18 protein-coding genes are annotated in these 23,066 nt (G+C 65.7%); 8 read left to right on the top strand and 10 right to left on the bottom strand.

Going from position 1 to position 23,066, the window contains the following annotated elements; genetic code table 11:
• The first annotated feature begins 151 nt into the window (after positions 1–151).
• Complete coding sequence (locus E1742_RS13145) at positions 152–3,508, top strand: MHYT domain-containing protein (RefSeq protein ID WP_307721875.1); 3,357 nt, start codon at positions 152–154, stop codon at positions 3,506–3,508.
• A 33-nt stretch (positions 3,509–3,541) separates the two neighbouring features.
• Positions 3,542–4,525 (top strand): response regulator, encoded by a 984-nt coding sequence (locus tag E1742_RS13150; RefSeq protein ID WP_134385377.1) that lies wholly within the window; start codon positions 3,542–3,544, stop codon positions 4,523–4,525.
• 300 nt (positions 4,526–4,825) lie between these two features.
• On the opposite strand, the gene E1742_RS13155 is transcribed toward E1742_RS13150, so the two are convergent.
• The 8 genes from E1742_RS13155 to E1742_RS13190 form a co-directional block, all read right to left on the bottom strand.
• Positions 4,826–5,935: a glycosyltransferase family 4 protein gene (locus E1742_RS13155; protein ID WP_134385378.1), complete on the bottom strand. Its 1,110-nt coding sequence runs from the start codon at positions 5,933–5,935 to the stop codon at positions 4,826–4,828.
• Positions 5,936–5,944: 9 nt separating this feature from the next.
• Positions 5,945–7,069 (bottom strand): glycosyltransferase family 4 protein, encoded by a 1,125-nt coding sequence (locus tag E1742_RS13160; RefSeq protein WP_134385379.1) that lies wholly within the window; start codon positions 7,067–7,069, stop codon positions 5,945–5,947.
• Entirely contained in the window at positions 7,069–8,019 is a 951-nt protein-coding gene (locus E1742_RS13165; RefSeq protein WP_134385380.1) for an NAD-dependent epimerase/dehydratase family protein, read from the bottom strand. Before E1742_RS13165 ends, E1742_RS13160 begins: the two co-directional genes overlap by 1 nt.
• Before the next feature lies 1 nt (position 8,020).
• On the bottom strand, positions 8,021–9,064 hold the full coding sequence (gmd, locus tag E1742_RS13170; protein WP_134385381.1) for a GDP-mannose 4,6-dehydratase: 1,044 nt from the start codon (positions 9,062–9,064) through the stop codon (positions 8,021–8,023).
• Positions 9,065–9,170: 106 nt separating this feature from the next.
• The gene (locus E1742_RS13175; protein WP_134385382.1) at positions 9,171–9,776 is read right to left on the bottom strand and encodes a PEP-CTERM sorting domain-containing protein; all 606 of its coding nucleotides are present in this window, start codon (positions 9,774–9,776) and stop codon (positions 9,171–9,173) included.
• Positions 9,777–9,926: 150 nt separating this feature from the next.
• On the bottom strand, positions 9,927–10,379 hold the full coding sequence (locus E1742_RS13180; RefSeq protein ID WP_134385383.1) for a DUF2214 family protein: 453 nt from the start codon (positions 10,377–10,379) through the stop codon (positions 9,927–9,929).
• Positions 10,380–10,507: 128 nt separating this feature from the next.
• Positions 10,508–11,494, bottom strand: a complete 987-nt coding sequence (locus tag E1742_RS13185; RefSeq protein ID WP_189569091.1) for a DMT family transporter — start codon at positions 11,492–11,494, stop codon at positions 10,508–10,510.
• 151 nt (positions 11,495–11,645) lie between these two features.
• Positions 11,646–13,964, bottom strand: a complete 2,319-nt coding sequence (locus tag E1742_RS13190; protein WP_134385385.1) for an NADP-dependent malic enzyme — start codon at positions 13,962–13,964, stop codon at positions 11,646–11,648.
• 215 nt (positions 13,965–14,179) lie between these two features.
• Here E1742_RS13190 and E1742_RS26165 point away from each other — a divergent pair, with 215 nt between their 5' ends.
• The gene (locus E1742_RS26165; protein ID WP_166793477.1) at positions 14,180–14,344 is read left to right on the top strand and encodes a hypothetical protein; all 165 of its coding nucleotides are present in this window, start codon (positions 14,180–14,182) and stop codon (positions 14,342–14,344) included.
• A 68-nt stretch (positions 14,345–14,412) separates the two neighbouring features.
• Positions 14,413–15,384: a thiamine-phosphate kinase gene (gene thiL, locus E1742_RS13195; protein ID WP_134385386.1), complete on the top strand. Its 972-nt coding sequence runs from the start codon at positions 14,413–14,415 to the stop codon at positions 15,382–15,384.
• Between the two features lie 30 nt (positions 15,385–15,414).
• On the opposite strand, the gene E1742_RS13200 is transcribed toward thiL, so the two are convergent.
• Together E1742_RS13200 and E1742_RS13205 are read right to left on the bottom strand one after the other, a co-directional pair.
• A complete protein-coding gene (locus E1742_RS13200) occupies positions 15,415–18,015 on the bottom strand; it encodes an EAL domain-containing protein (RefSeq protein WP_134385387.1) in 2,601 nt (866 codons plus the stop codon).
• On the bottom strand, positions 17,966–20,041 hold the full coding sequence (locus E1742_RS13205) for a sensor histidine kinase, YfiR-like protein-associated (RefSeq protein WP_134385388.1): 2,076 nt from the start codon (positions 20,039–20,041) through the stop codon (positions 17,966–17,968). The genes E1742_RS13200 and E1742_RS13205 overlap by 50 nt, the downstream gene beginning before the upstream one ends.
• 340 nt (positions 20,042–20,381) lie before the next feature.
• Between E1742_RS13205 and E1742_RS13210 the strand changes: the two genes are divergently transcribed.
• The 4 genes from E1742_RS13210 to E1742_RS13225 are packed head-to-tail and all read left to right on the top strand — an operon-like array spanning position 20,382 to position 23,032.
• On the top strand, positions 20,382–20,864 hold the full coding sequence (locus E1742_RS13210; protein ID WP_134385389.1) for a CinA family protein: 483 nt from the start codon (positions 20,382–20,384) through the stop codon (positions 20,862–20,864).
• A gap of 3 nt (positions 20,865–20,867) precedes the next feature.
• Positions 20,868–21,773 carry a metallophosphoesterase family protein gene (locus tag E1742_RS13215; protein ID WP_134385390.1) on the top strand — a complete coding sequence of 302 codons (906 nt, stop codon included), beginning with the start codon at positions 20,868–20,870 and terminating at the stop codon, positions 21,771–21,773.
• A gap of 52 nt (positions 21,774–21,825) precedes the next feature.
• Positions 21,826–22,563: a P-loop NTPase family protein gene (locus E1742_RS13220; protein ID WP_134385391.1), complete on the top strand. Its 738-nt coding sequence runs from the start codon at positions 21,826–21,828 to the stop codon at positions 22,561–22,563.
• A gap of 4 nt (positions 22,564–22,567) precedes the next feature.
• Positions 22,568–23,032, top strand: a complete 465-nt coding sequence (locus tag E1742_RS13225; RefSeq protein ID WP_134385392.1) for a hypothetical protein — start codon at positions 22,568–22,570, stop codon at positions 23,030–23,032.
• The last annotated feature ends 34 nt before the right edge of the window (positions 23,033–23,066 follow it).

The raw sequence follows: 23,066 nt of genomic DNA on the forward strand, positions 1-23,066 counted from the left end.
CCGGAGTCGCCGGCACAACTCTGTCGCGACTGCACAACGTGTACTGCGCCCGTCCGACGCTCCCCGGATTTCACAGGAATGTCCTAATGAAATAAATTTCTGCTGGGAAAATATGATACGGTGGAGGCCGTCCAAAATTTCCCTCACTCACGTGCTGACAGACCTGTTTACGCCGCCGGCCGACCCGTCGCTGCTTCAGTTCGGGCACTACGACCCGAAGCTGGTCGTGCTGTCGCTGCTGGTGGCCACATTTGCCTCGCTGATGGGTTTGCAGATGGCAGGCCACTCGCGCGCTGCCAACAGTCCCGTATCGCGTACGGGCTCGCTGCTGGCAGGTTCGCTGGCGCTGGGCTCTGGCATCTGGGCCATGCACTTTATTGGCATGCTGGCGTTCGACCTGTGCACGCACACGACCTACGATCCTGCCGCGACGTTGCTGTCGCTGCTGCCAGGTCTGGCCGCCGCCACCGTGGCGCTGACGATCTTGCGCCGCCCGACGCTCTCCAGCGGCACACTGCTGACGGGCGGTGTGCTGGTCGGTGCCGGCATCGGTGCGATGCATTACAGCGGCATGGCCGCCATGCGCACCGGATTGGAATTGCGCTACGACCCGTGGATGTTCGCGCTGTCGATCGTCGTTGCCGTCGTGCTGGCGACGGTGGCGCTGGGGATCCGCTTCGGCCTGCGCGGGCTGCGCGGCACACTCAGTCCGCGCCGGCGGCTGGCCATCAGCGCGCTTGTGATGGGCTGCGCCATCGCCGGCATGCACTACACCGGCATGGCCGCAGCCCGGTTCGTCGGCACGCCGCCACCCGGCGCCATCGCCGGCAATACCGATTTCGTCGCGCTGGCCGTGTCAGCGATGACCGTGCTGTTCACGCTCGTCGTCATGGGCGCCAGCGGGCTGCTGCGCTATCGCGAAATGTACCGCCAATTGCACCGCAGCGAGAGCTGGATGCGCGCACTGCTGACGACGACCGTGGACGGCGTCGTCACCGTCGACCGCCACGGCATCATCCACGAGTTCAACCTGTCGGCCGAGCGCATTTTCGGCTGGTCGCGCGACAATATCGTGGGCCGGCATATCAGCATCCTGATGGCCGACACAGGCAGCTCCGAGCAGAACGGCTTCCTGTACTTCCTGAAAACGGGCGACGACGAGCTGACGCGCGCAGGCAGCGAGGTGCTGGGCCGGCGCAAGGATGGCAGCCAGGTGCCGATCCGCCGCGCCGTGGGCCATGCGCGCCTGACGGGCTCCGACCTGTTCGTGCTGTTCATCACCGACATCAGCGAACGGCGCGCCATCATGGCGGCGCTGCGCGACAGCGAACGGCAGTTTCGCTCCCTGATCGGCAATATCCCCGGCATTTCGTTCCGCTGCCATGCTGACGCGGTCTATTCGATCGAGTTCCTCAGCGACGGGGTCGAGATGGTAACGGGCTATCCCGCCGCCGATTTCGTCGGCCCCGCCCCCGTGCGCACGCTGATCGAACTGATTGCCCCGGGCGACCTGCCCGGTGTGCTGGCCGTCTGCAATGACGCGGTGGCGACGGGCACTCCCTACACCGTCGAATACCGGCTGCGGCATGCGGACGGCGGCTGGCGCTGGGTCTGGGAACACGGCGCCGTCGTCACCGGCGACGACGGCCAGCCGCGCTGGGTGGACGGCGTCATCCTCGACATGACGGAGCGGCGCCAGATGGAAGAGGACCTGCGCCAGGCCAAGGAAAAAGCCGAACAGGCTGCGGCCGCGCGGGCGTCGTTTGTCGCCAACATGAGCCATGAAATCCGCACGCCGATGAACGCCATCCTGGGCTTCACGGACGTGCTGCTCGATGGCGAACTGCAGCCGCGCCAGCGCGCTCACCTGGACACGGTGCGCAATGCCGGCCGCGCGCTGATGCGCCTCCTGAACGAAATCCTCGACACGGCCAAGCTGGAAAAAGGCGCCGTGGAACTGGAACTGAACGACTACAGCCTGCTCGCGCTGATCGACGAGCTGTCGTCCACCTATAACACTAACGCGCACAGCAAGGGACTGACGCTGAACGTCGACTTCTGCCCGCGCCTGTCGCCCTGGCTGCATGGCGACGAGCTGCGCATGCGCCAGGTGCTGACCAACCTGCTCGACAACGCCATCAAGTTCACGGCCGCCGGCAGCGTGACCGTCAGCGTGGCGGCGCAGGACGGCCAATTGCGCATCGCCGTTGCCGACACGGGCATCGGCATCGCGCCGGACCGGCTGGCGGCCATCTTCGAACCGTTCACGCAGGCCGACGCGTCGATGACGCGCCGCTTCGGCGGCACCGGTCTGGGCACGACGATCAGCAGGCAGCTGGTGGAACTGATGAAGGGAAAAATCTGGGCCGAGAGCACGCCGGGCCAGGGCACGACGTTCCACGTGGTGCTGCCATTGTGTCCGGCGCTGGAACCGGAGCGCATGCACCAGCCGCGCCAGCGCCAGCGCATCGCCTTCGAACTGCCGCCGCTGCGCGTGCTGGCCGCGGACGATGTGGCGCAGAACCTGGAGCTGCTGTCCCTCCTGATGACGAAGCGCGGCCATACGCTGACCATGGCCCACGACGGCGCCCACGCCGCCGAGCTGGCGGCACGGCACGATTTCGACGTCATCCTGATGGACGTGCATATGCCGCACCTGGATGGCCTGGCGGCCACCCGCATCATCCGCGCCCAAGCCCAGTGCAACGGCCGGCCGCGCGTGCCTGTCGTGGCGATGACGGCCAGCGTGCTGGAAGCGCACCGCAAGGCCAGCACGGACGTCGGCATGGACGGTTTCGCGTCGAAACCCGTCGACTGGTATGCGTTGTCGCACGAAATCGCCCGCGTACTGGGCCTCGAGACGGCCGGTGCCGTCACGGTGCCGAAACCGGCCGGGCCGCAGGTCCTCGACCGCAAGGGCTCGCTACTGCGCTGGGGCAGCGACAGCGCGCTGCAGCAGGCGTTGTCGCGCTTCCGGCACGAGCATGGCGCTTGCGCCGGCGTGCTGGCGGGGCTGGCCGCCCAGCAGGATTACGCGGCCCTGCAGATGCAGGCGCACCGCGTGCGCGGCGTTGCCGCCAACCTGGGCTTCGAACAGCTTGCAGCGTTGCTGGCCGAGATCGAACAGGCAGCGGCCGACGGCGGCACCGGGTCGGCATCGGCACTGGCCCCGGCTCTGGCACGACTCGGCCCGCAGCTGGGACTGGCGCTGGAAGCCGCCGGGGACTACCCTGAAATACTGGCGCAGGTGCCGGCGGGTGCTCCGGTGGCAGGATTCGATGGCGCGGCGGTCCGCAATGCTGCCGCGGCGCTGCAACGTTCGCTGGCACGCGGGGCGCTGGACGACGACGCGCTGGCGCGGCTGTCGCTGGCGCTGCAGGGTCACGTGACGCCGGCCACGATGGCATCGCTGCACATGGCGCTGGGCGACTTCGACTTCACGCTGGCCGAGACGCGGCTGAACGACATCCTCGGCACGGTCTTCAACCCGAGTACGGAATCCATTTGAGCTTATGAGTGAGCAGATCCCCCCCACCAAACCATGCCGCAACAGCCGCTGATCCTGGCCGTGGACGACGAGGCATCGAACCTGCAACTGCTGCGGCAGATCCTGCAGGACCATTACCGCCTGCTGTTCGCCAAGGACGGCGCTCGCGCGCTGGAGCTGGCGCGGCGCGAAGGCCCGGCGCTGATCCTGCTCGACGTGATGATGCCGGGGATGAGCGGTCACGAAGCCTGCCGGCAGCTGAAGGCCGATTCCGCCACCGCAGGCATCCCCGTGATTTTCGTGAGCGCGCTGTCCGACCCTGAGGACGAGGTGCAAGGCTTCGATGCCGGCGCCGTCGACTACATCACGAAACCCGTCAGCGCGCCCATCGTGCGCGCCCGCGTGCGCACGCACCTGTCACTGGTGCGGATGGAGGAGCTGAAAGAGACGCGCCTGCAGATCGTCCAGCGGCTCGGCCTGGCCGCCGAGTACAAGGACAACGAAACCGGCATGCACGTGATCCGCATGAGCCACTATGCGCGCCTGCTGGGCGTGGCCGCCGGCATGGACGAGGCGCAGGCGGACGACCTGCTGCACGCGGCGCCGATGCACGACGTGGGCAAGATCGGCATCCCCGACCGCATCCTGCAGAAGCCCGCCGCGCTGGACAAGGAAGAGTGGGCGATCATGCAGTCGCACGCGACGATCGGGGGCGACATTATCGGCGAGCACACGCAAGGCATGCTGCAACTGGCCCGCAACATCGCGCTGACGCATCACGAGAAATGGAACGGCAGCGGCTATCCGCTGGGACTGGCCGGCACGGAGATTCCGCTGGAAGGGCGCATCGTCGCCATCGCCGACGTGTTCGACGCGCTGACGTCGGCACGGCCGTACAAGGCAGCGTGGCCCGTCGAGGAAGCGGTCGGTTACCTGAAGCAGCAGCGTGGCCAGCACTTCGACCCGGCGCTGGTCGACCTGTTCCTGCAGCAGTTGCCGGCGATTTGCGCGATCAAGGAGAAGTGGGCGGAGACGTAAAACCGGTGACAGGCTCCATTTCGAAAACCGGAGCCAGGCTCCCTTTTCAACGCCTTTCACCGACGTTCAACCTGTCTAAAACCGGAGCCAGGCACCGTTTTAAAACCGGAGCCAGGCACCGTTTTCGGCGCCTGGCTTCGACGTTCAAGCTGTTCGGTTGCTCCCACCGCACCACGTCGTTGCGCTGCACTCCGGGATTTGCAGACCGTGGCGACAGCGGGAAGCCATGGCCATCGTAGCGTTACTTCATTGCTGAAGTTTTGATTTGACGCAAACTTTGCGCAATCAGCCTTGAACTTCTCAGCCGGTGAGTTTCTGGTACAGCGCTAGATAGTCGCGCGCCATCTTGTCGGCCGTAAATAATTTCCAGTAACGCTCTTCGGCGCGCCGGCCCATGTCGGCCGCCAGTGCGGGGTTTTCCCACAGCTGGACCATGGCCGCGCCAAACGCGTCGGGATCGCTGGGCGGCACCACCAGGCCCGTTTCGCCGTGGCTGTTGATGTACGTGGTGCCCGTGCCGATCTCGCTGGAGATCATCGGCTTGCCGTACATCGCGCCTTCCAGCAGCGAGATGCCGAATGCCTCCGAGCGCAGGTGCGACGGGAACGCCATCGCGTAGCACAGCGTCAGCAGCGCTACCTTGTCATCCTCGTCGACGGCGCCGACGAACTGCACGTGGGTCAGGCCAAGGCGCGCGGCGTGTTCCTTCAGCTCCTGCTCGATGGGACCGGCGCCGACGATAACGACCGGGTAGTCGAGCCGCGCCATGGCGTCCAGCAGGATGTGCAGGCCCTTGTAGTAGCGCAGCACGCCGACGAACAGGAAGAAGCGCTCGCCCGCGCGGGCGCGCCATTTTTCCAGCAGCTCCGGCTTCGGTTGCGGATAGGTCGCCTTGTCGAGGCCAAACGGAATCGTCAGCACCTTGCCGTTGTAGCGCTTGAGCACTTCAGACGAAGCAAAGTAATTCGGCGACGTGGCGACGATCGCATCGACGTCCGACAGGAAGCGGCGCTTGAGAGGCGCATAGAACTTCAGCAGCGCCTTTTGCCGCACGATGTCCGAGTGATACGTGACGACGCTGGGCTTTTTTACCCGCGCCATGAAGTGCGCCAGGTCCATGAACGGCCACGGGAAGTGGTAGTGGATCACATCCGCTTCGCGCGCCAGTTCGGCCAGTTTGCCGATGACGCCCAGCGACACGGAATTGGACGCGATCTCGAACGCCTGGGGCACGCGGTGCACGCGGTGCCCATCGATGTCGAAGCTGTCGGCCGCACCGCCACGGGTCAGCGTCAGCACCTCGTTCGTCACGCCCAGCCGGCTCGTGCCGACACACAGCTGGCGGATCACCTGCTCGACGCCGCCCCACGATTCGGGAAAATAAGTCTTGTAGAAATGGAGGACGCGCATGGCTTTCGATTACTTGAGGAGCGCGCGGTACACGGCCGCCGTCTTGCGGGCCGTTTCGCGCCAGGTCAGTTGCAATGCCCGCACCGTGCCTGCCGCCATACAGCGGCGCCGCAGCGCATCGTCGCGCGCCAGTTCCAGCATGGCGCTGCCGATGGCCGACACCGACAGCGGGTCGACGTCGACCGCGGCGCCCGCCGTCACTTCCGGCACGGACGTGGCGTTCGAAGCGATCACCGGCACGCCGGCGCCGAACGCCTCGACAACCGGGATGCCGAAGCCTTCGTACAGCGACGGGAAGACAAACACGCCGGCGCCGGCATACACGTGGCGCAGCTGGTCGAAGCTGGTCAGGTGGCTCAGCCAGACAACGTTCTCGCCGCGCTGCTGCGCGGCGCGGATCCGGTTGACGACATCGTCGCTGCGCGCGCCGGGCGCGCCGACGATGACGAGCTGGCGTTGTGCTCGGACGTTCGCCGGCAGGCCCAGATACGCTTCCAGCAGGCGGGCAAAATTCTTGCGCGGCTGGATCGTGCCGACGGTGAGGAAGTAGCCTGCCCGCAGGCCGAGGGAGCGCAGCGTCTCGGCCACCCGGGACTCTGGCGCCGGTTCCAGCCAGGCTTCATCCACCCCGTTGGGCACGACGCTGATGCGGCGCTCGTCCACGCCAAAGCACTGGACCAGTTCCGCGATGGCGAATTGGCTGACGGCGATCACGTGGTCGGCCTTGCGCGCCGCGTTCACCTGCGCCCAGTTCTTCAGGCCGCGCAAACGGGGATTGCACCATTCGGGATGGGCGATGGGCAGCGCGTCGTGCAAGGTGGCGACGACGGGGCAGTCCATCCGCACGATGCGGTAATCGGTGGCGTGAAAAACGTCCACGTCCATGTGCTGGCGCGTGCCCGGCAGGAGCAGGTCCGACACCGTCGCCAGCGCCAGGGAGCGCGGCATCGGCCGGCCAACGGACAGGCTCGCCGTGGGACCGAACGAATACGGTATCACCGCGCAGCCGGCCTGCGGCAGCTCGCGCAGCAGCGCGTGGCTGTACACGCCGATGCCATCGAGGCGGCCGCCCGTCAGGCCGGGTTCAGTCGTCGTCGTGGAAAGGCCAATGCGGAGCTGCCGCGGGGCCGACATCACGCCTCGTACATCCAGCGCAGGGTGTCCGCCAGCGGCGGCGGTTCGATGGTGCCGACGACTGCCTGCAGGCGGCGGTTGTCGCCCGTCAGGCGCTCGACTTCGTTGGCGCGCACAAAAGCGGGATTGACATGGACGTCGATGCGGTAGCCCGCGATGTCGGCCATCATGTCCAGCACTTCGCCCAGCGAATACGCCTTGCCGGAGCTGACGTTGAAGATGCGCCGCGCCGCGTCGCCGGCCGGCGCTGCGGCCAGCAGGCGGCGATAGGCGGCGGCAACCAGGCGCACGTCGGAAAAGTCGCGCCAGACGTGCAGGTTGCCCAGCTCGATACGCGCTTCCTTGCGGCGGAAATGCGAGACGATTTTGGGCAGCAGGAAGTTGTCGGCCTGACCCACGCCCGTGTAGTTGAACGGGCGGGCCAGCACGATGGGCAGCTTGTCCATCCACAGCCGCGCCATGTATTCCATCGCCAGCTTGCTGACGGCGTAATCGTTGGCGGGAGCGGCCGGCACGTCCTCGTGGATGACGGGAACATCGGTGTTGCCGTAGATGTTGGCGCTCGACGCGACCAGCACGGCGGACGGCTTTTTCGGCGTCCCCGCCAGCGCTTCCAGCAGGTTGCGCGTGCCGACGACATTGACCCGATAAATCTGCTCGACGTCGGAATGGGCGACAAAGGCGATCGCGGCCAGGTGCACGACGACATCCGGCATCACTTCCCGTACGGCGGCGGCCAGGCCGTCGCGGTCCAGCAGGTCCACGCCGATGACGCCAGGTGCGCTGGCGCTGCCCGGCGTGGCGGTGCCGAAGACTTCATAGCCGGCCAGCGCCAGCTCCTCTGCCACGTAGCGGCCCGTGAACCCGGCGATGCCGGTCACGAGCGCCCGCTTGCCCGCGCCTTCGCGCGCGCCGGACAGTAACGTCAACGGTGGCAGCACGGCGCTCATGTCAGAACGAGAAGCCGGCGGTATTGCGGCGCAGGTCGGCCTCGACCATCATCTGGCACAGCTCTTCCAGCGTCGTCTTCGGCTCCCAGCCCAGTTCCTCGCGGGCCTTGGCAGCGTCGCCGATCAGCAGATCCACTTCGGCCGGACGGTAGAATTTCGGGCTGAGGCGCACCAGCAGCGTGCCGGTTTTCGCGTCATGGCCTGTTTCCTGCTCGCCTGCGCCGCGCCATTCGATGGCGATGTCGACGGCCTTGAAGGCCATCGAGACGAAGTCGCGCACGGTCTCGGTGCGGTTCGTCGCCAGCACATAGGTATCCGGCTGGTCGGCCTGCAGGATGCGCCACATGCCTTCCACGTATTCCTTGGCAAAGCCCCAGTCGCGCTTGGCGTCCAGGTTGCCCAGCTCCAGCACGTCCAGCTTGCCCAGCTTGATCTTGGCGACGGAGTCGGTGATCTTGCGCGTGACGAACTCGCGGCCGCGCAGCGGCGACTCGTGGTTGAACAGGATGCCGGACGAGGCGAAGATGCCGTAGGACTCGCGGTAGTTGACCGTCATCCAGTGCGCATACAGCTTGGCGACGCCGTACGGGCTGCGTGGGTAGAACGGCGTGTCTTCCTTCTGCGGCACGGCCTGCACCTTGCCGAACATTTCGGAGGTGGACGCCTGGTAGAAGCGGATCTTCGGATCGACGATGCGGATCGCCTCCAGCAGATTCACGGCACCCAGGCCCGTGATCTCGCCGGTGGTGATCGGCTGCTCGAACGACACGCCGACAAAGCTCTGCGCGGCCAGGTTGTAGATCTCGCCGAACTGGCCGTTCTGCAGCAGGCGGATCGACGAGGACAGGTCCGTCAGGTCGTGTTCGACCAGTTTCAGGTTGGGGTGATTCTGGATGCCCAGTTCTTCGATACGCCAGAAATTGACGGAGCTGGTGCGGCGGAACGCGCCGGTGACTTCGTAACCTTTCTCCAGCAGCAGTTGCGCGAGGTAGGCGCCATCCTGGCCGGAGATGCCCGTGATCAGGGCGCGTTTTGAGTTTTGCATAGTGTTGGGATTCCGGAACGACTTGACCATGAAGCCCAACATTGTAACAGAGGCATGACAACCGAAAGCCCCCAGGCACGGGGGCGATTACATTAATTACAGCTTGTTACGCGTCGATTTTACGCTGACGGCGGCGGGCCGCGACGAGAACCGCGAGGCCTGCCGGCAGCAGCAGCGCGGTCGACGGTTCGGGGACTGGCGGTGGAGAAATCGTGAAGGTGGTCTGGTTGGTCCAGTTGTACCAGTTGGTCCATGACGTACCCGTGCTGGAGTTTCCGCCTTCCGACCCGAAATGGCTGCCGGACACGATGCTGCCGCTCCATGAGCTGCTGGCTTCGTCGTTTCCAAAGTGGTGGATTGAAAATTCGAGCTGGCCCGTGGTCTTGTAGCTGAAGCTGTCGATCTGGCACTTCAGGAAAGGCGCCCACGTGCGCGCGCAGCCGCCCGGGTTCATATGCGCATGCGGATCTTCCGGGAACGGCTCGAGCAAGACAAAGGATTGCACCTGCAAGTATGTCAGCTCGTCTGCCAGAAGAACGCCGTCGGCATTGGCATCTTCGCCCCTGAAGGATCCCGTCAACTGGTAATTGAACGGGGCGCCCGTCTCGGCATTGATGAATCCTGTATAGCCGAAATTCCACGTCGTCTCCGCCGCATGGACGCAAGCGGTTCCCGCCGCCAGCAAGGCGGCGCACAGCAGTTTTTTGACCATTGTGTTTTTCCTGGTGAAGTGACAAGGATTGCCGGCCTCTCCGGCCGATCAATCTTGCAATAAAGCACCACGAAGGCAATGTATGGCTGACGAATTTTCAAAATAAATCTTAGAAATCAGTGACTTGCAGATAGCAAGCCAGTGCCGTCGTCAATACGCAACGCCACGCGCCATCAGCGCCGCGGCAATCGGAATCAATGCGAAAACATGGATTTCGGCCAGCATTGTACGGCGCACCGCCGTCAGCTCGGCGGCAGGCGGCGTGAAGGCCGGATCGGCCTTGAGCGCCTTCTGCCACGCGACGATGCGCAAGGTTGGCCTGATGGACAGCAGGCCGACGACGGCAAACGCGCCGACCTTTGCCCAGAACGCGTGGTTGTGCAGGTAGAAGTCCGCCCCCCTGGCGCCGAACCAGACGCGGGAAAAGCCGACCACCAGGATGGCGACGGCCAGCGCACCGTAAGCGGCGTCGAACCGCCCGAGCAGCCGCACGGTGTGAGGCGACATGGCGGCGGGCCGCATCAGCGCCAGTCCGGCCGCCAGCACGGCCGCGATGCCGAATACGATCAGGTGGTGGACGATGGCGAGGATGAGGTCGGTCATGGTGGGCACAATGTAGCGCTGTCTGCCGGGCATGTCAAAAAGTACATGTGGCGCACTTTTGACACGCCGGCGCCAGCGCGTTCCCCGGGCAGCAGCCAGAAAACGCACTTGTCCGAAAAACCTGACGCCTACGTCTGCTTTCCGCCTGCGCCGGCGGCGAGCGCCCGGCCTGACTCAGTCGATTGCGCGGCGGGCGCGCGCGTAACGAGCCAGATGCCGGCACAGACCAGCACCAACCCCGCCAGATTCTTCCATTCAAGGATGCTCTCGCCCAGGAACAGCGCCGACAACGCAGCACCGAACACGGGAATCAGGAACGCGAACATGCTGACCGTGCCGACCGGATTGTGCTTCAGCAGCAGACTCCACAGCGTGAAGGCCACGGCCGACAGCAGCGCCAGGTAGACCAGCAGAACCGCCGGCACAGCCGTCATGGCACCTGCCGTGCCGCCAGCCGCATAGCCGCCCGCCAGCAGCGCGGCACCGCCGATGGCGAGCTGCCAGCCCGTCATGACCATCGCGTCCATCCCGCCCGACACCTGCTTGCCGTAGATCGATGCCGCCGACAGCACCAACGCGGCAATGACGATAAAGCCTTCGCCATGCAGGGTGACCGGGATGGCGGCGCCACCGGCGCCAACGTTCACCGCCACCACACCGGCGAACCCGAGCAGGCAACCGGCCGCCTTGCGCGGCGACAGGCGGTCATTGCGATAGATGAAGTGCGCCAGCAGCACGCTGAAGAAGGTCGTGGTGGCGTTCAGGATCGACGCGCGCACGCCTGTCGTGTAAGCCAGTCCGATGTAGAAGAACAGGTACTGGAGTCCGGTCTGCGCGAGGCCCAGCACGGTCAACTGGCGCAGCTGGCGCGCCGTCAGCCGCAAGGCCGGCTTGCGCATGGCGACGGCCAGCACCAGCAGCAAGGCGCCGGCCAGCAGGAAGCGCCATCCGGCGAACACCAGCTTCGAGGGCACGTCGTGCCGGGCGATCCCCAGCAGCTCATAGCCGGTCTTGATGGAAGGGTACGAGCTGCCCCACAGCAGGCAGCACAGCGTTGCCAGGATGAGGACTGTTTGCGGTCGGGCGAAAAAAGGCGGCGTGGCTTGCTGGGTCATCGGTCTGAACGGTTGCATCAAACCCGCGATGATACGAGAGTTGGCGCAGCTGCGTGCTTCGGTCGACATTTCAGGCGGCGCGATGACAGCATCAAAAAAAAGGCCGCCTCGCGGCGGCCTCCCTCTCACGGCACTCAGGTTCAACCCTTGTTCAGCCCTTGCGCTGCGCAACCACGTCGACCACGCACAGCGCCGTCATGTTGACGATGCGGCGCACGGTGGCCGACGGCGTCAGGATGTGCACCGGCGCGGCGCAGCCCAGCAGGATCGGGCCGATGGCGATGCCGTTGCCGGCTGCCGTCTTGACCAGGTTGTAGGCGATGTTGGCGGACTCGATGTTCGGTGCCACCAGCAGGTTCGCATCGCGCTCGAGGCGCGAGTTCGGCATCAGCTTCTTGCGCAGCTTCGAATCGAGTGCGGTATCGCCGTGCATCTCGCCGTCGATCTCCAGGTCCGGCGCGCGTTCCTGCACCAGCTTGAGCGTGGTGCGCATCTTCTGCGCCGATTCGCTGTTGGAGGAACCGAAGTTCGAGTGCGACAGCAGCGCCACCGATGGCGACAGGCCAAAGCGGCGCATCTCCTCGGCCGCCATCAGCGTGATCTCGGCCAGCTGTTCGGCGGTCGGATTCTCGTTGACGTGCGTATCGACCATGACCAGCTGACGCTCCGGCAGGACCAGCACGTTCATCGCCGCATACACGTTGGCGCCGGCGCGCTTGCCCAGCACCTGGTCGATGTAGTGCAGGTGCAGCTGGGTGGTGCCGAAGGTGCCGCAGATCATGCCGTCCGCATCGCCCTTCCTGATCATCATCGCGCCGATCAGGCTGTGGCGGCGGCGCATTTCCAGCTTCGCGTATTCCTCCGTCACGCCCTTGCGGTTGGTGAGTTCGTAGTACGACGTCCAGTAGTCGCGGTAGCGGTCATCGTAGTCCGGGTTGATGACGTCGAAATCGACACCCAGCTTCAGGCGCAGGCCGAACTTCTCGATGCGCTGCTCCAGCACGGCCGGACGGCCGACCAGGATCGGGCGCGCCAGGCGCTCGTCCACGACGACCTGCACGGCGCGCAGCACGCGCTCTTCTTCGCCTTCGGCGTAGACGATGCGCTTCAGTTCGGGGTGCGTGCCCTTGGCAACCGAGAACAGCGGCTTCATGAAGGTGCCGCTGCGGTAGACGAATTCCTGCAGGCTGTCGGCGTACGCTTCGAGGTTCTTGATCGGACGCGTGGCGACGCCCGAATCCTCGGCCGCCTTGGCCACGGCCGGCGCAATCTTGATCAAGAGGCGCGGATCGAACGGCATCGGGATCAGGTATTCCGGGCCGAACGACAGGTTGGTGAAGCCGTAGGTTGTCGCCACGACGTCGGACTGCTCGGCGTGCGCCAGCTCGGCGATCGCGTGTACGACGGCGATTTCCATTTCGCGCGTGATGGTGCTGGCGCCGCAATCGAGCGCGCCGCGGAAGATGTACGGGAAACAGAGCACGTTGTTGACCTGGTTCGGGTAGTCCGAACGGCCCGTGCAGATGACGGCGTCGTCGCGCACGGCCTTGACGTCTTCCGGCAGGATCTCCGGATTCGGGTTGGCCAGTGCCAGGATGATTGGACGCGGGGCCATCTGGCGCACCATGTCCTGCTTCAGCACGCCGCCGGCGGACAGGCCCAGGAAGATGTCGGCGTCGGCGATCACTTCACCCAGGGTACGGGCGGAGGTCTCGCGCGCGAAGCGTTCCTTGTCCGGGTCCATCAGCTCGGTGCGGCCCTTGTAGACGACGCCGGCCAGGTCGGTGACGAAAATATTCTCGATCGGGAAGCCCAGGTCGACGATCAGGTCCAGGCAGGCCAGCGCCGCGGCGCCCGCGCCCGACACGACCAGCTTGCATTCCTTGATGTTCTTGCCGACCAGGGAAATGCCGTTCAGGATGGCGGCACCGACGATGATGGCGGTACCATGCTGGTCGTCGTGGAAGACGGGAATCTTCATCCGCTTGCGCAGTTCGCGCTCGATGTAGAAGCACTCGGGCGCCTTGATGTCTTCCAGGTTGACGCCGCCGAACGTGGGTTCCAGCGCGGCGATGATGTCGATCAGCTTGTCCGGATCCTGCTCGTTGATTTCAATGTCGAAGACGTCGATGCCGGCAAACTTCTTGAACAGGACGCCCTTGCCTTCCATGACCGGCTTGGACGCCAGTGCACCGATATTGCCCAGGCCGAGCACGGCGGTACCGTTGGAAATTACGGCGACGAGGTTGCCGCGGGCCGTGTACTTATAGGCCGCGGCCGGGTCCACGACGATTTCTTCGCAGGGAGCGGCAACACCGGGCGAGTACGCCAATGCCAGGTCGCGCTGGTTGGTCAGTTGCTTGGTCGGGGTGACGCTGATCTTACCCGGCCGTGGGCATTCATGGTATTCCAGCGCCGCGGCACGCAGTTGCTGGCGCAGTTCCTCTTTCTTGTCAGATGACGAATCCATTGCTGTACTGCCTTCCCTAGGTGCTCTGAAAAATCCTTTGATTTTAGCAGACGCCCCGAAGCGGCAAAGTAGGTATTTTCACCAAGCCATTATGTCAATAGGTAAATTGACATTGATTCCTCTAATTCTGCGATAGTTTTGCTATCGCTTACCCGTGGCGCCTCATCCACCGCAGGCGTAATACACTTTCAGCACCGATCTTCAAGGAGGGCGCCGTGGCGAAACGATTTGTCGTGCTGGCGGCCGTGCTGCTGATTCTGGGCGCGGTCGGATATTTTTTCGGGGCGGGACAGGCACTCGCCTGCGGCGTCGCCGCGGTCGCGGTGTACGTCTACGCGATGTACAAGCGTTACAAGGGGGCGGCGCCGCCAGGGCGGTGAGCAGGATGGCGACATGCCCCGCCTGCGGTCATGTCAGGCCGTTGGCGGCCGACATCGTAAAATACCGCATGCTCTCCGAATTCGACCTGATCAAACAATACTTCGTCCGTCCGGCCGGCAGCGGCCAGCCCCGCTCCGTGCTGGGCATCGGCGACGACTGCGCCCTGCTGGCGCCCGCCCCCGGCATGCAGCTGGCCATTTCCTCCGACATGCTGGTCGAGGGCCGGCATTTCTTCGAGGGCGAGGATGCGCGCCGGCTTGGCCATAAAAGCCTTGCCGTCAACCTCTCCGACCTGGCCGCAATGGGTGCGCGGCCGGTGGCGTTCACGCTGGCGCTGGCATTGCCTGCCGCCCAACCCGACTGGCTGCAGGGCTTTTCAAGCGGCCTGTTCGCGCTGGCCGATGCGCACGGCTGTGAACTGATCGGCGGCGATACGACCCGGGGACCGCTCACTATCTGCATCACCGTATTCGGCGAAGTCGCACCGGGCAAATCGCTGCGCCGCGACGCAGCCCGGCCGGGTGACGACATCTGGGTGTCCGGTACGCTGGGCGATGCCCGGCTGGCGCTGGCCGGCTTCAGGCTGGAGCATTCGCTGGGCGCGGAGCTGCAGCACGCGGCGGCGCAGCGGATGCACCTGCCGACGCCGCGCGTGGCGCTGGGCGTGGCGCTGGCCGATGGAGGCCTGGCGCGCGCCGCCATCGATATCTCCGATGGCCTCGGGGGCGACCTGCGTCACATCCTCGACCGTTCGGGCGTGGGGGCGACACTCGATGTCGACGCGCTGCCGCCCGGCCCCGTGCTGGCGCAGCAGGCACAGTCGCTGCGGCGGGCGTTCACGGTGGCCGGCGGCGACGATTACGAGCTCTGTTTTACTGCCGATCCCGCACAGCGCGACGCCATCGCGGCCGCAGCCGCGCGGTGCGGCACGCCGGTGACACGGGTCGGGCGGATCGACGGCGACGCCGGCTTGCGCCTTGTCGATGCCAATGGCATGCCGCTCGATCTCGTACTGGCCGGCTTCGATCACTTCAAATAGCTACCGCAAGAGGCGCAGCGCGTCCAGACACTACGCCAGCGCTGTGTGGTCCTCTCCCGGCTTGCCGGCCTGCCTGCCGCTGCCGTGCATCAGCCAGTAGTGGTGGAACGCCAGCCGGATATTGTCGCGCAGCTGGATGTCGTCCCACGGTTTCGTGTAGAAACGGTAGATGGCGCCACGGTTGATCGAATCGAGCATCGCTTCCAGGCCCGTGTAGCCGGACAGGATGATGCGGATCGTGTCCGGGTACATGTCCTTCACCTTGCTGAGAAACTCCGTGCCGCTCATGATCGGCATGCGCTGGTCGCAGACGATCACCTGCACCGGATACAGCGCCAGCAGGTCGAAGCCTTCCGATGGCGACGCGGCCGTCAGGATGCGGTAGCCGTCGCGCCGGAACAGGCGGTGCAGCGACGACAGCACGTTGACGTCGTCGTCGACGATCAACAGCGTCTGCGGCGGCTCGGCCGACTGGTTCGGATCCGGCGGCAGCGCCTTGCCGGCGAGGACGAGCTGGCCGATATCCTGCGCGGACAGCGGGCGGCTGAAATAGAAGCCCTGCACCTCGTCGCAGCGGTTGCGGCGCAGGTATTCCAGCTGCGGGCGGCTCTCGACGCCTTCGGCCACCACGCGCAGTTTCAGGCTGTGCGCCATGCTGATGATGGCCAGCGCGATGGCCGCGTCGTTCGGATTGGTCGTGATGTTGCGCACGAACGCGATATCGATCTTCAGCTTGTCGATGGGGAAGCGCTGCAGGTAGGCCAGCGACGAATAGCCCGTGCCGAAATCGTCGATCGCCACCTTGATGCCCAGCGCGCGCAGCTTCGTCAGCACTTCGATCGTGCGCTCCGCGTTCGACATCAACGCCGTTTCCGTCAGCTCCAGCTCCAGCAGGTCGGGCGGCACCTTGTGCCGCGCCAGCGCCTCGCTGACGTCCTGTTCCAGGTCGCCTTCGACGAACTGGCGCGACGCCACGTTGACGGCAATGTGCATCGGCCCGATCGGGCTCTCCAGCCATTCGGCGATCTGGCGGCAGGCGGCGTCGATAATCCAGCCGCCCGCACGCACGATCAGGCCCGTTTCCTCCAGCACGCTGACGAATTCGGCCGGGTACACCATGCCGTGCCCCGGACGGTTCCAGCGCAGCAGCGCCTCGGCACCGCTGACGCGGCCCGTGTGCAGGTTGACCTTGGGCTGGTAGTGCAGTTCCAGCTCGTCCTCGTCCAGCGCGCGGCGCAGCGCCATTTCCAGGTCCAGGCGCGCCAGTACCTGTGCGTTCATCCCGGCCGTGAAGAAGCGGTAGGCGTCGCTGCCTGCATCCTTTGCCTGCGTCATGGCCGTGTTGGCGTACTTGACGAGCGTTTCCGGATCGCCCGCATCGTCCGGGTAGACAGCGATGCCGATGGACGCCGTCAGCGTGGCGCGGTGCTCGCCCAGTTCGAACGGCGAACGCAGCGCGTCGCGCACTTCGTTTGCCACCAGCACCGCGTCGTGCTGGTCGCGCGTCATCGTCAGGATCAGGCCGAATTCGTCGCCGCCCAGCCGGCCCACCGTGTCGCGGATGCGCACGCACTGCACCAGGCGGTTGGAGAACTGGCGCAGCAGGATATCGCCCATGGCAGCACCCAGCGAATCGTTGACGTTCTTAAAACGATCCAGGCCGATGAACAGCACGACGATGCGCCACTCCTTGTCGCGCGCCAGCTCGATCGCTTCCATCAGCGTGCGGTAGAACAGCGTACGGTTCGGCAGCCCCGTCAGGCTGTCGTAATGCGCCATGTGCCGCAGACGTTCCTCGGCGACGCGGCGCTCGCTGATGTCGCGTGCCACGCAGATCAGCGTGCGCTGGCGCGTCTCGACGGCGTCTTCGCCGCCGTGCTGCAACTGCCAGTACACCTCGACCGGCACGGTCGCATGGTCCTGGCGCAGCAGCTCGGTTTCCGTCAATGTCGGCGAGCGCAGGTCCGCATGGGCCAGCGCGGCTTCGGCCTGGTATTGCAGAGCCTCACGCGTGCCCAGGCCGATGCGGGCCGGCGGCAACGCCAGCAACTGCTGGCGCGCGTAGCCCAGCATGCGGCAGGCGCCGTCGTTGACGTCCACCAGCTCCATCGTCGCTGAATCGATCAGGAAGATGGCATCCGCCGTGGCGTCCATCGCGCTGCGAAAGCGCTGCAGATCGGCCGTGCGTTCGCGCACCGTCTGCTCGAGCACCGTGTTGTGGCGGCGCGCCTCGCGCTGCATCAGCCGCACTTCGATCTGGTTGCGGATGCGCGTCAGCACCTCGACCGGGTCGAACGGCTTGCTGACGAAGTCGCGCGCGCCCGCATCCAGCGCGGCCTGCTTCTTGTCCGGCTCGGCCGTCACCACCAGCACGGGCAGGTAGCCGTCCGGCTCCAGCGGACGCAGGGCATGCATGACGTCGAAACCGTCCATGCCCGGCATCTGCAGGTCCAGGATGATGATGTCGTAATTGTGCTGCCGATGCCATGGCACCACCACACTCGGATCGAGCGTGGACGTGACGTGGGTATAGCCCGTCGACTGCAGGAGATACTCCAGCAGCTGCACGTTGACGGGCTGGTCATCCACGACGAGTATGCTGGCGTTCAGGATGTCTGCCCGGCTGATCATTTATTCCCCCTTGCTGCCCGCCATCCACGGGTTGCGCACGTTCCGCCAGCCAGGTAATCGTGCTGTTGATGGCTTCGGTAAATTCTTCGATATTGATCGGCTTGATCAGATACCGGAAGAATCCTGCCGCAATTCCCCGTTCCACGTCGCGCGGCATGGCGTTCGCCGTCAGCGCGATGACGGGAATGTGCGCCGTGCGCGGATCGGCCCGCAGCAGCCGCAGCGCTTCCATGCCGCCGATGCCGGGCAGGTTGATGTCCATCAGGATCAGGTCCGGCAGGTGACTGCGCGCCAGCGCCAGTCCCAGCTGGCCGTCCGGTGCCGTCAGCAGGCGCAGCTCGGGGCGGAAGCTGATGATCTCCTGTACCAGCTTCAGGTTGGCGGGGTTGTCCTCGACATACAGCACCGTGATGTTGTCGCGCATGCGGTATGGCAGCTCCGGCAGCGGCGGCAGGCCCTCCGCCGGCGACGGCACCGGCAGCGTGGTGTTCAGGTCGATCCAGAACACGCTGCCCACGCCGGGACTGCTGGACACGCCGATGCTGCCGCCCATCAGTTCCACCAGCCGTTTGGTGACGACCAGGCCGATGCCTGTGCCCTCTTCCGCGCCGGATTCCTGGCCCAGCCGGTTGAAGGGCTGGAACAGCATGCGCACCTGCTCGGCGGTCAGCCCCATGCCCGTATCCTGGACGGACAGTCGCAGCGTGCCCGCCGTGCCGGCCGTGCAGTCGACCACGACGGCGCCGCCGTCGCGGTTGTACTTGATCGCGTTCGACAGCAGGTTCAGCAGCACCTGCTTCAGGCGTGTGCGGTCGGCCGTCACGTTGACGGTTACGCCGGCCGGGAACAGCAGGCGGGTGCCGCGCTGGCCCGCCAGCGGCGCCATCATGGTTTCGCATTCCTGCAAGATGTCGGCCAGCGCCACCGGTTCCATCGACAGCGCCACGGCGCCCGATTCGATCTTGGCCAGATCGAGGATCTCGTTGATCAGCGCCAGCAGGTGGCGGCCCGATTTGAGGATGTGGTTGGCGAATTCCTTTTTCTGCGCCAGCGTGGAGGGCAGTTTGTCCGACGTGAGGATCTGCGCGAAGCCGAGAATGGCGTTGAGCGGCGTGCGCAGTTCGTGGCTCATCGAGGACAGGAACGCCGACTTGGCCTGGTTGGCGCTTTTCGCCTCCTGCATCGCCATCGCCAGTTCGCTGTTGGCCAGCTCCAGCTGGATCGTGCGCTCGTGCACGCGCTGCTCCAGTTCGGCGTTCAGGCGCATCACCTCCTGCTGCGCGAAGGAGCGCTGTTCCGCTTCGCGGGCGATCTCCCGGTTCGAGTTCTCCAGCTCACGCTTGCGGCTCTCGATATCGGACAGCATCTTGTTGAACGATTCGGCCAGCTCGGCCACCTCGTCGTCGCCGAAGCGCTCGGCGCGGCGCGAGACGTCGCCCGTCGCCACCACTTCGCGCGCCACGTGCGCCACATTCAGGATGGGCCGCGTGATCACCTCGTTGAGCCGGCGCCCCACCAGCCACGCGCTCAGCATGGCCAGCAGCGCGGCCAGCACGCCGATCATCATGTAGTCGATGAAGCGGTCCATCATCTCGTAATCGGCGCGCAGATAGACAGTACCGATCAGCTCGCCGTTATCGTAGATGGGCTGGAACAGCAGCATCTTGCCTTCCTGGAACTGGAATCCGGGCTGGCCCGCGCTGGACGGGATGACGGGCTTCTGGTCGGGCGCGGCGTAACGGGCGAACAGCGCGCCGCGGGCGTTGTACAGCGCCCCCGCGTTGACCTTGGGGCGCAGGCGCAGCAGGCTGAGGTTTTCCTGCGCCAGGCGCTGGTCGTCGAAGGTCAGCGCCGGGGCGCACATATGGCCCAGCAGCTCGGCCTGGGTGCGCATATCGTCGCGCAGCGTCTGCTGGTAGACGTGCAGGTCATAGGCGACGACGGTGCCGATCGATACCAGCATGGCCGGCAGCATGACCATGGCGATCACGCCGAGCAGCTTGTGGCGCAGCGATTGCCGGATCATGAGCCGCCTTTCGCCCGCGCCGGGCCGAACGGGACCGTGATCGCGATGACCTGCCGGCGCCAATCCCGGAACCCTTGTGATTGCATCACGTTACCTCGCCCTCGTATGGAAGGCGCAGGCCCGCCCGGCTCCGCCTTTCCGGTTCTATTCTATCGTTCAGTTCCGCAATGGTGCGCGTGATTATGCGGACAAGACTTTTGCAACTGGCAAATATTTCGCCCCGTGCGTGGCCGTGCGCGGGGAGGGCGCGCTAGAATGGGGCCGTCAGCCAGATACAGCCAAATACAGCCAAATACAGCCAGAGGCAGGCAGGATACTGGCACCAGCCAAGGAGCGACACGTGAGCACGGACATCAATGAACTGGCCGCCCAGGTAGGGCGTGCATTGCAGGAAAAAGGATTGCTGCTGGTTACCGCCGAATCGTGCACCGGTGGCGGCGTGGCACAGGCGGTCACGGAAGTCGCCGGCTCGACGGGCTGGTTCGACTGTGGCTTCATCACCTATTCCAACGCCTCCAAGACGGAACTGCTGGAAGTGCCGGCCGCCATGGTGGCGCAGTTCGGCAGCGTCAGCGAAGAGGTGGCCGCGTCGATGGCGCAAGGCGCGCTCGGCAACAGCAACGCCCACGTGGCCGTCTCGACGACCGGCATTGCCGGCCCGACCGGCGCCGTGCCGGGCAAACCGGTCGGCACCGTCTGCTTCGGCTGGGCCAATGGCGACACCGTGCACACCGAGCGCCTCGTCTTCGGCGGCGACCGCCGCGCCGTGCGCGAGCAGACGGTCGTGCACGCGCTGCAGGGCCTGCTCCGCTTCATCGATTAAGGCTTGCGCGTCGTTCCGATCCTTGCGGGCATCGGCCTGACGGCGGCAGCCGGCGCCTGTGCCGCCGCGCCGCCCGTGACGGTGTTCGCGGCCGGCGATATCGCCGACTGCCGCTGGAGCCGGCCCGCCAGTTCCGGCGCCGCCGGCACGGCCGCGCTGATCGCCGAACGCTTGCCGGCAACGCCGGACGCCATCGTGCTGACGCTGGGCGACACCACCTATCCGGTCGGCCTGCCCGCCGAGTACCGCGATTGCTACGAGCCCACCTGGGGCGCGTTCCGCGACCGTACCCGGCCCACGCCGGGCAACCACGAATACTACAACGGCAGCCCGGCCCCCTACTTCGACTATTTCGGTGCCGCGGCGGGCGCGCGCGGGCTGGGTTACTACAGTTTCGAGGCGGGGCCATGGCACGTCGTCTCGCTCAACAGCCATCTGTCTCCCGCGGACCATGCTCGCCAGCTGGCATGGCTGCGCGAGGACCTGGCGCGGCATCCGGCCCGCTGCACGCTCGCCTACTGGCATGTGCCGCTGTATAGTTCGGGCGGACACCCGCCGGCGACCAATCTGCGCATGCAGGACGCCTGGCGGGTCCTGCTGGCCGCGGGCGCGGAACTGGTGCTGTCCGGCCACGATCACGACTACGAACGCTTCGCGCCGATGGATGCCGAGGGGCGGCCGGACGCGCGCGGCATCCGCCAGTTCGTTGTCGGCACGGGCGGCGCTTTCCTGACGCCGTTCCGGCTCGGCGCGCGCGGTGGCGAGGCGCGCCAGGCAACGGACCACGGCGTCCTGAAACTCGTGCTGCGCGACGACGGCTACGACTGGGAATTCCTGGGCGTGCCGCGATCCTGGTCCGAGTATCCCGCGCCGGACGTGAACGACCGGGGCAGCGCAACCTGCCACTGAAGCGAAGTTAGAATGACAGCGCGCACGGTGCGCGCGATCCGGAGAACAATCGATGCAAAACACGGTTCATTTCATCCTGCAGGGTAAAGGCGGCATCGGCAAGACCCTGGTGTCCACGATCCTGGCGCAGTGGCTCAAGTCGAAAGACGACGCCCCTTTGCGCTGCTACGACACCGACCAGGAAAACACCACGTTCTCGCGCTACAAGGCGCTGGACGTGAAGCACATTCCCGTCATGACGGCGGCGCGCACCATCGATCCGAAGCGCTTCGACGCGCTGATGATCGACATCCTGGAAAACGACGGCAATTGCGTCATCGACAACGGCGCCAACACGTTCTCGCCGCTATTGGCCTACCTGCTGGAAAACCACTGCTTCGCGCTGCTGGAGGACTCGGGCCGCAAGGTGTACATCCACACCATCGTTGGCGGCGGCGATACGCTGCACGACACGGCGATGGGCTTCGTTTCCACGGCGAAATCGGCCGACGTGCCACTGGTGCTGTGGGAGAACGAGCACTTCGGACCGCTGCAGTCGGCGTCCGGCAAGGCCTTCATCGAATCGCAGACCTATGCGGAACACTCGGCCCGCGTGAAGGGCCGCGTCGTGCTGGCGCAGCGCAATGCCGACACGTTCGGCGCGGACATCAAGAAGATGAACACGGCGCGCATGACGGTGGACGAAGTGAAGGCCAGCGACAAGTTCAACGTGATGGAAAAGCAGCGCATCAAGGTGGTGTTCCGGGACCTGTTCGAGCAGCTCGACAAGGTCGAGTGGAACGGCGGGTAAGGCCATGGACCAGCACAAGCTGCGCAGCCTCGTGTTCGAGAAGACCGGCGTCAAGGTGGACGTCGACGATCCCATTTTCGCGCTGGTCGCGCTCAATGAGGCGGTGCTGGCCGAAGCGGTGGAACGGCATGTGGAGCGGATCGATGCGGCTTCCGCGGCACTGGTGCGGCAGGCTGGCGCTCCGGCGTTCGAGCCTGGCGCCGCGCCGGCACCGACGCGGGCCCCCCCAAGGTCCGACACGCGCCTGCTCGCCGTTGCCCTCGGCGCCGCGGCGTTTGGCGCGCTGCTGGTACTCATCGGGCAGGCGCTGTTCTTCCGTCCCGCGCCCGTAGCTCCGGTGACCGTGCCGGCGCCCCTGACTTCGGAGCAGATCGCCGCCATCGCCACCGGCGAGAAACTGCAGCGCGCCCTGCCGAAGCTGGATGCGAAAACGCGCACTGCCGTGCTGGCGGAGATGTCGAAGCCGTAATCCATCGCGTCCTTGCATCCCGCCGCGATTGCGA

The sequence above is a fragment of the Pseudoduganella plicata genome, assembly GCF_004421005.1.
GTDB lineage: Bacteria > Pseudomonadota > Gammaproteobacteria > Burkholderiales > Burkholderiaceae_D > Rugamonas > Rugamonas plicata.

Coding starts and splice junctions, on each gene's coding strand:
- E1742_RS13150 (WP_134385377.1), top strand. CDS start 3,542: ATGCCGCAACAGCCGCTGATCCTGGCCGTGGACGACGAGGCATCGAAC.
- E1742_RS13155 (WP_134385378.1), bottom strand. CDS start 5,935: ATGCGCGTCCTCCATTTCTACAAGACTTATTTTCCCGAATCGTGGGGC.
- E1742_RS13160 (WP_134385379.1), bottom strand. CDS start 7,069: ATGTCGGCCCCGCGGCAGCTCCGCATTGGCCTTTCCACGACGACGACT.
- E1742_RS13165 (WP_134385380.1), bottom strand. CDS start 8,019: ATGAGCGCCGTGCTGCCACCGTTGACGTTACTGTCCGGCGCGCGCGAA.
- gmd (WP_134385381.1), bottom strand. CDS start 9,064: ATGCAAAACTCAAAACGCGCCCTGATCACGGGCATCTCCGGCCAGGAT.
- E1742_RS13175 (WP_134385382.1), bottom strand. CDS start 9,776: ATGGTCAAAAAACTGCTGTGCGCCGCCTTGCTGGCGGCGGGAACCGCT.
- E1742_RS13180 (WP_134385383.1), bottom strand. CDS start 10,379: ATGACCGACCTCATCCTCGCCATCGTCCACCACCTGATCGTATTCGGC.
- E1742_RS13185 (WP_189569091.1), bottom strand. CDS start 11,494: ATGACCCAGCAAGCCACGCCGCCTTTTTTCGCCCGACCGCAAACAGTC.
- E1742_RS13190 (WP_134385385.1), bottom strand. CDS start 13,964: ATGGATTCGTCATCTGACAAGAAAGAGGAACTGCGCCAGCAACTGCGT.
- thiL (WP_134385386.1), top strand. CDS start 14,413: ATGCTCTCCGAATTCGACCTGATCAAACAATACTTCGTCCGTCCGGCC.
- E1742_RS13200 (WP_134385387.1), bottom strand. CDS start 18,015: ATGATCAGCCGGGCAGACATCCTGAACGCCAGCATACTCGTCGTGGAT.
- E1742_RS13205 (WP_134385388.1), bottom strand. CDS start 20,041: ATGATCCGGCAATCGCTGCGCCACAAGCTGCTCGGCGTGATCGCCATG.
- E1742_RS13220 (WP_134385391.1), top strand. CDS start 21,826: ATGCAAAACACGGTTCATTTCATCCTGCAGGGTAAAGGCGGCATCGGC.
- E1742_RS13225 (WP_134385392.1), top strand. CDS start 22,568: ATGGACCAGCACAAGCTGCGCAGCCTCGTGTTCGAGAAGACCGGCGTC.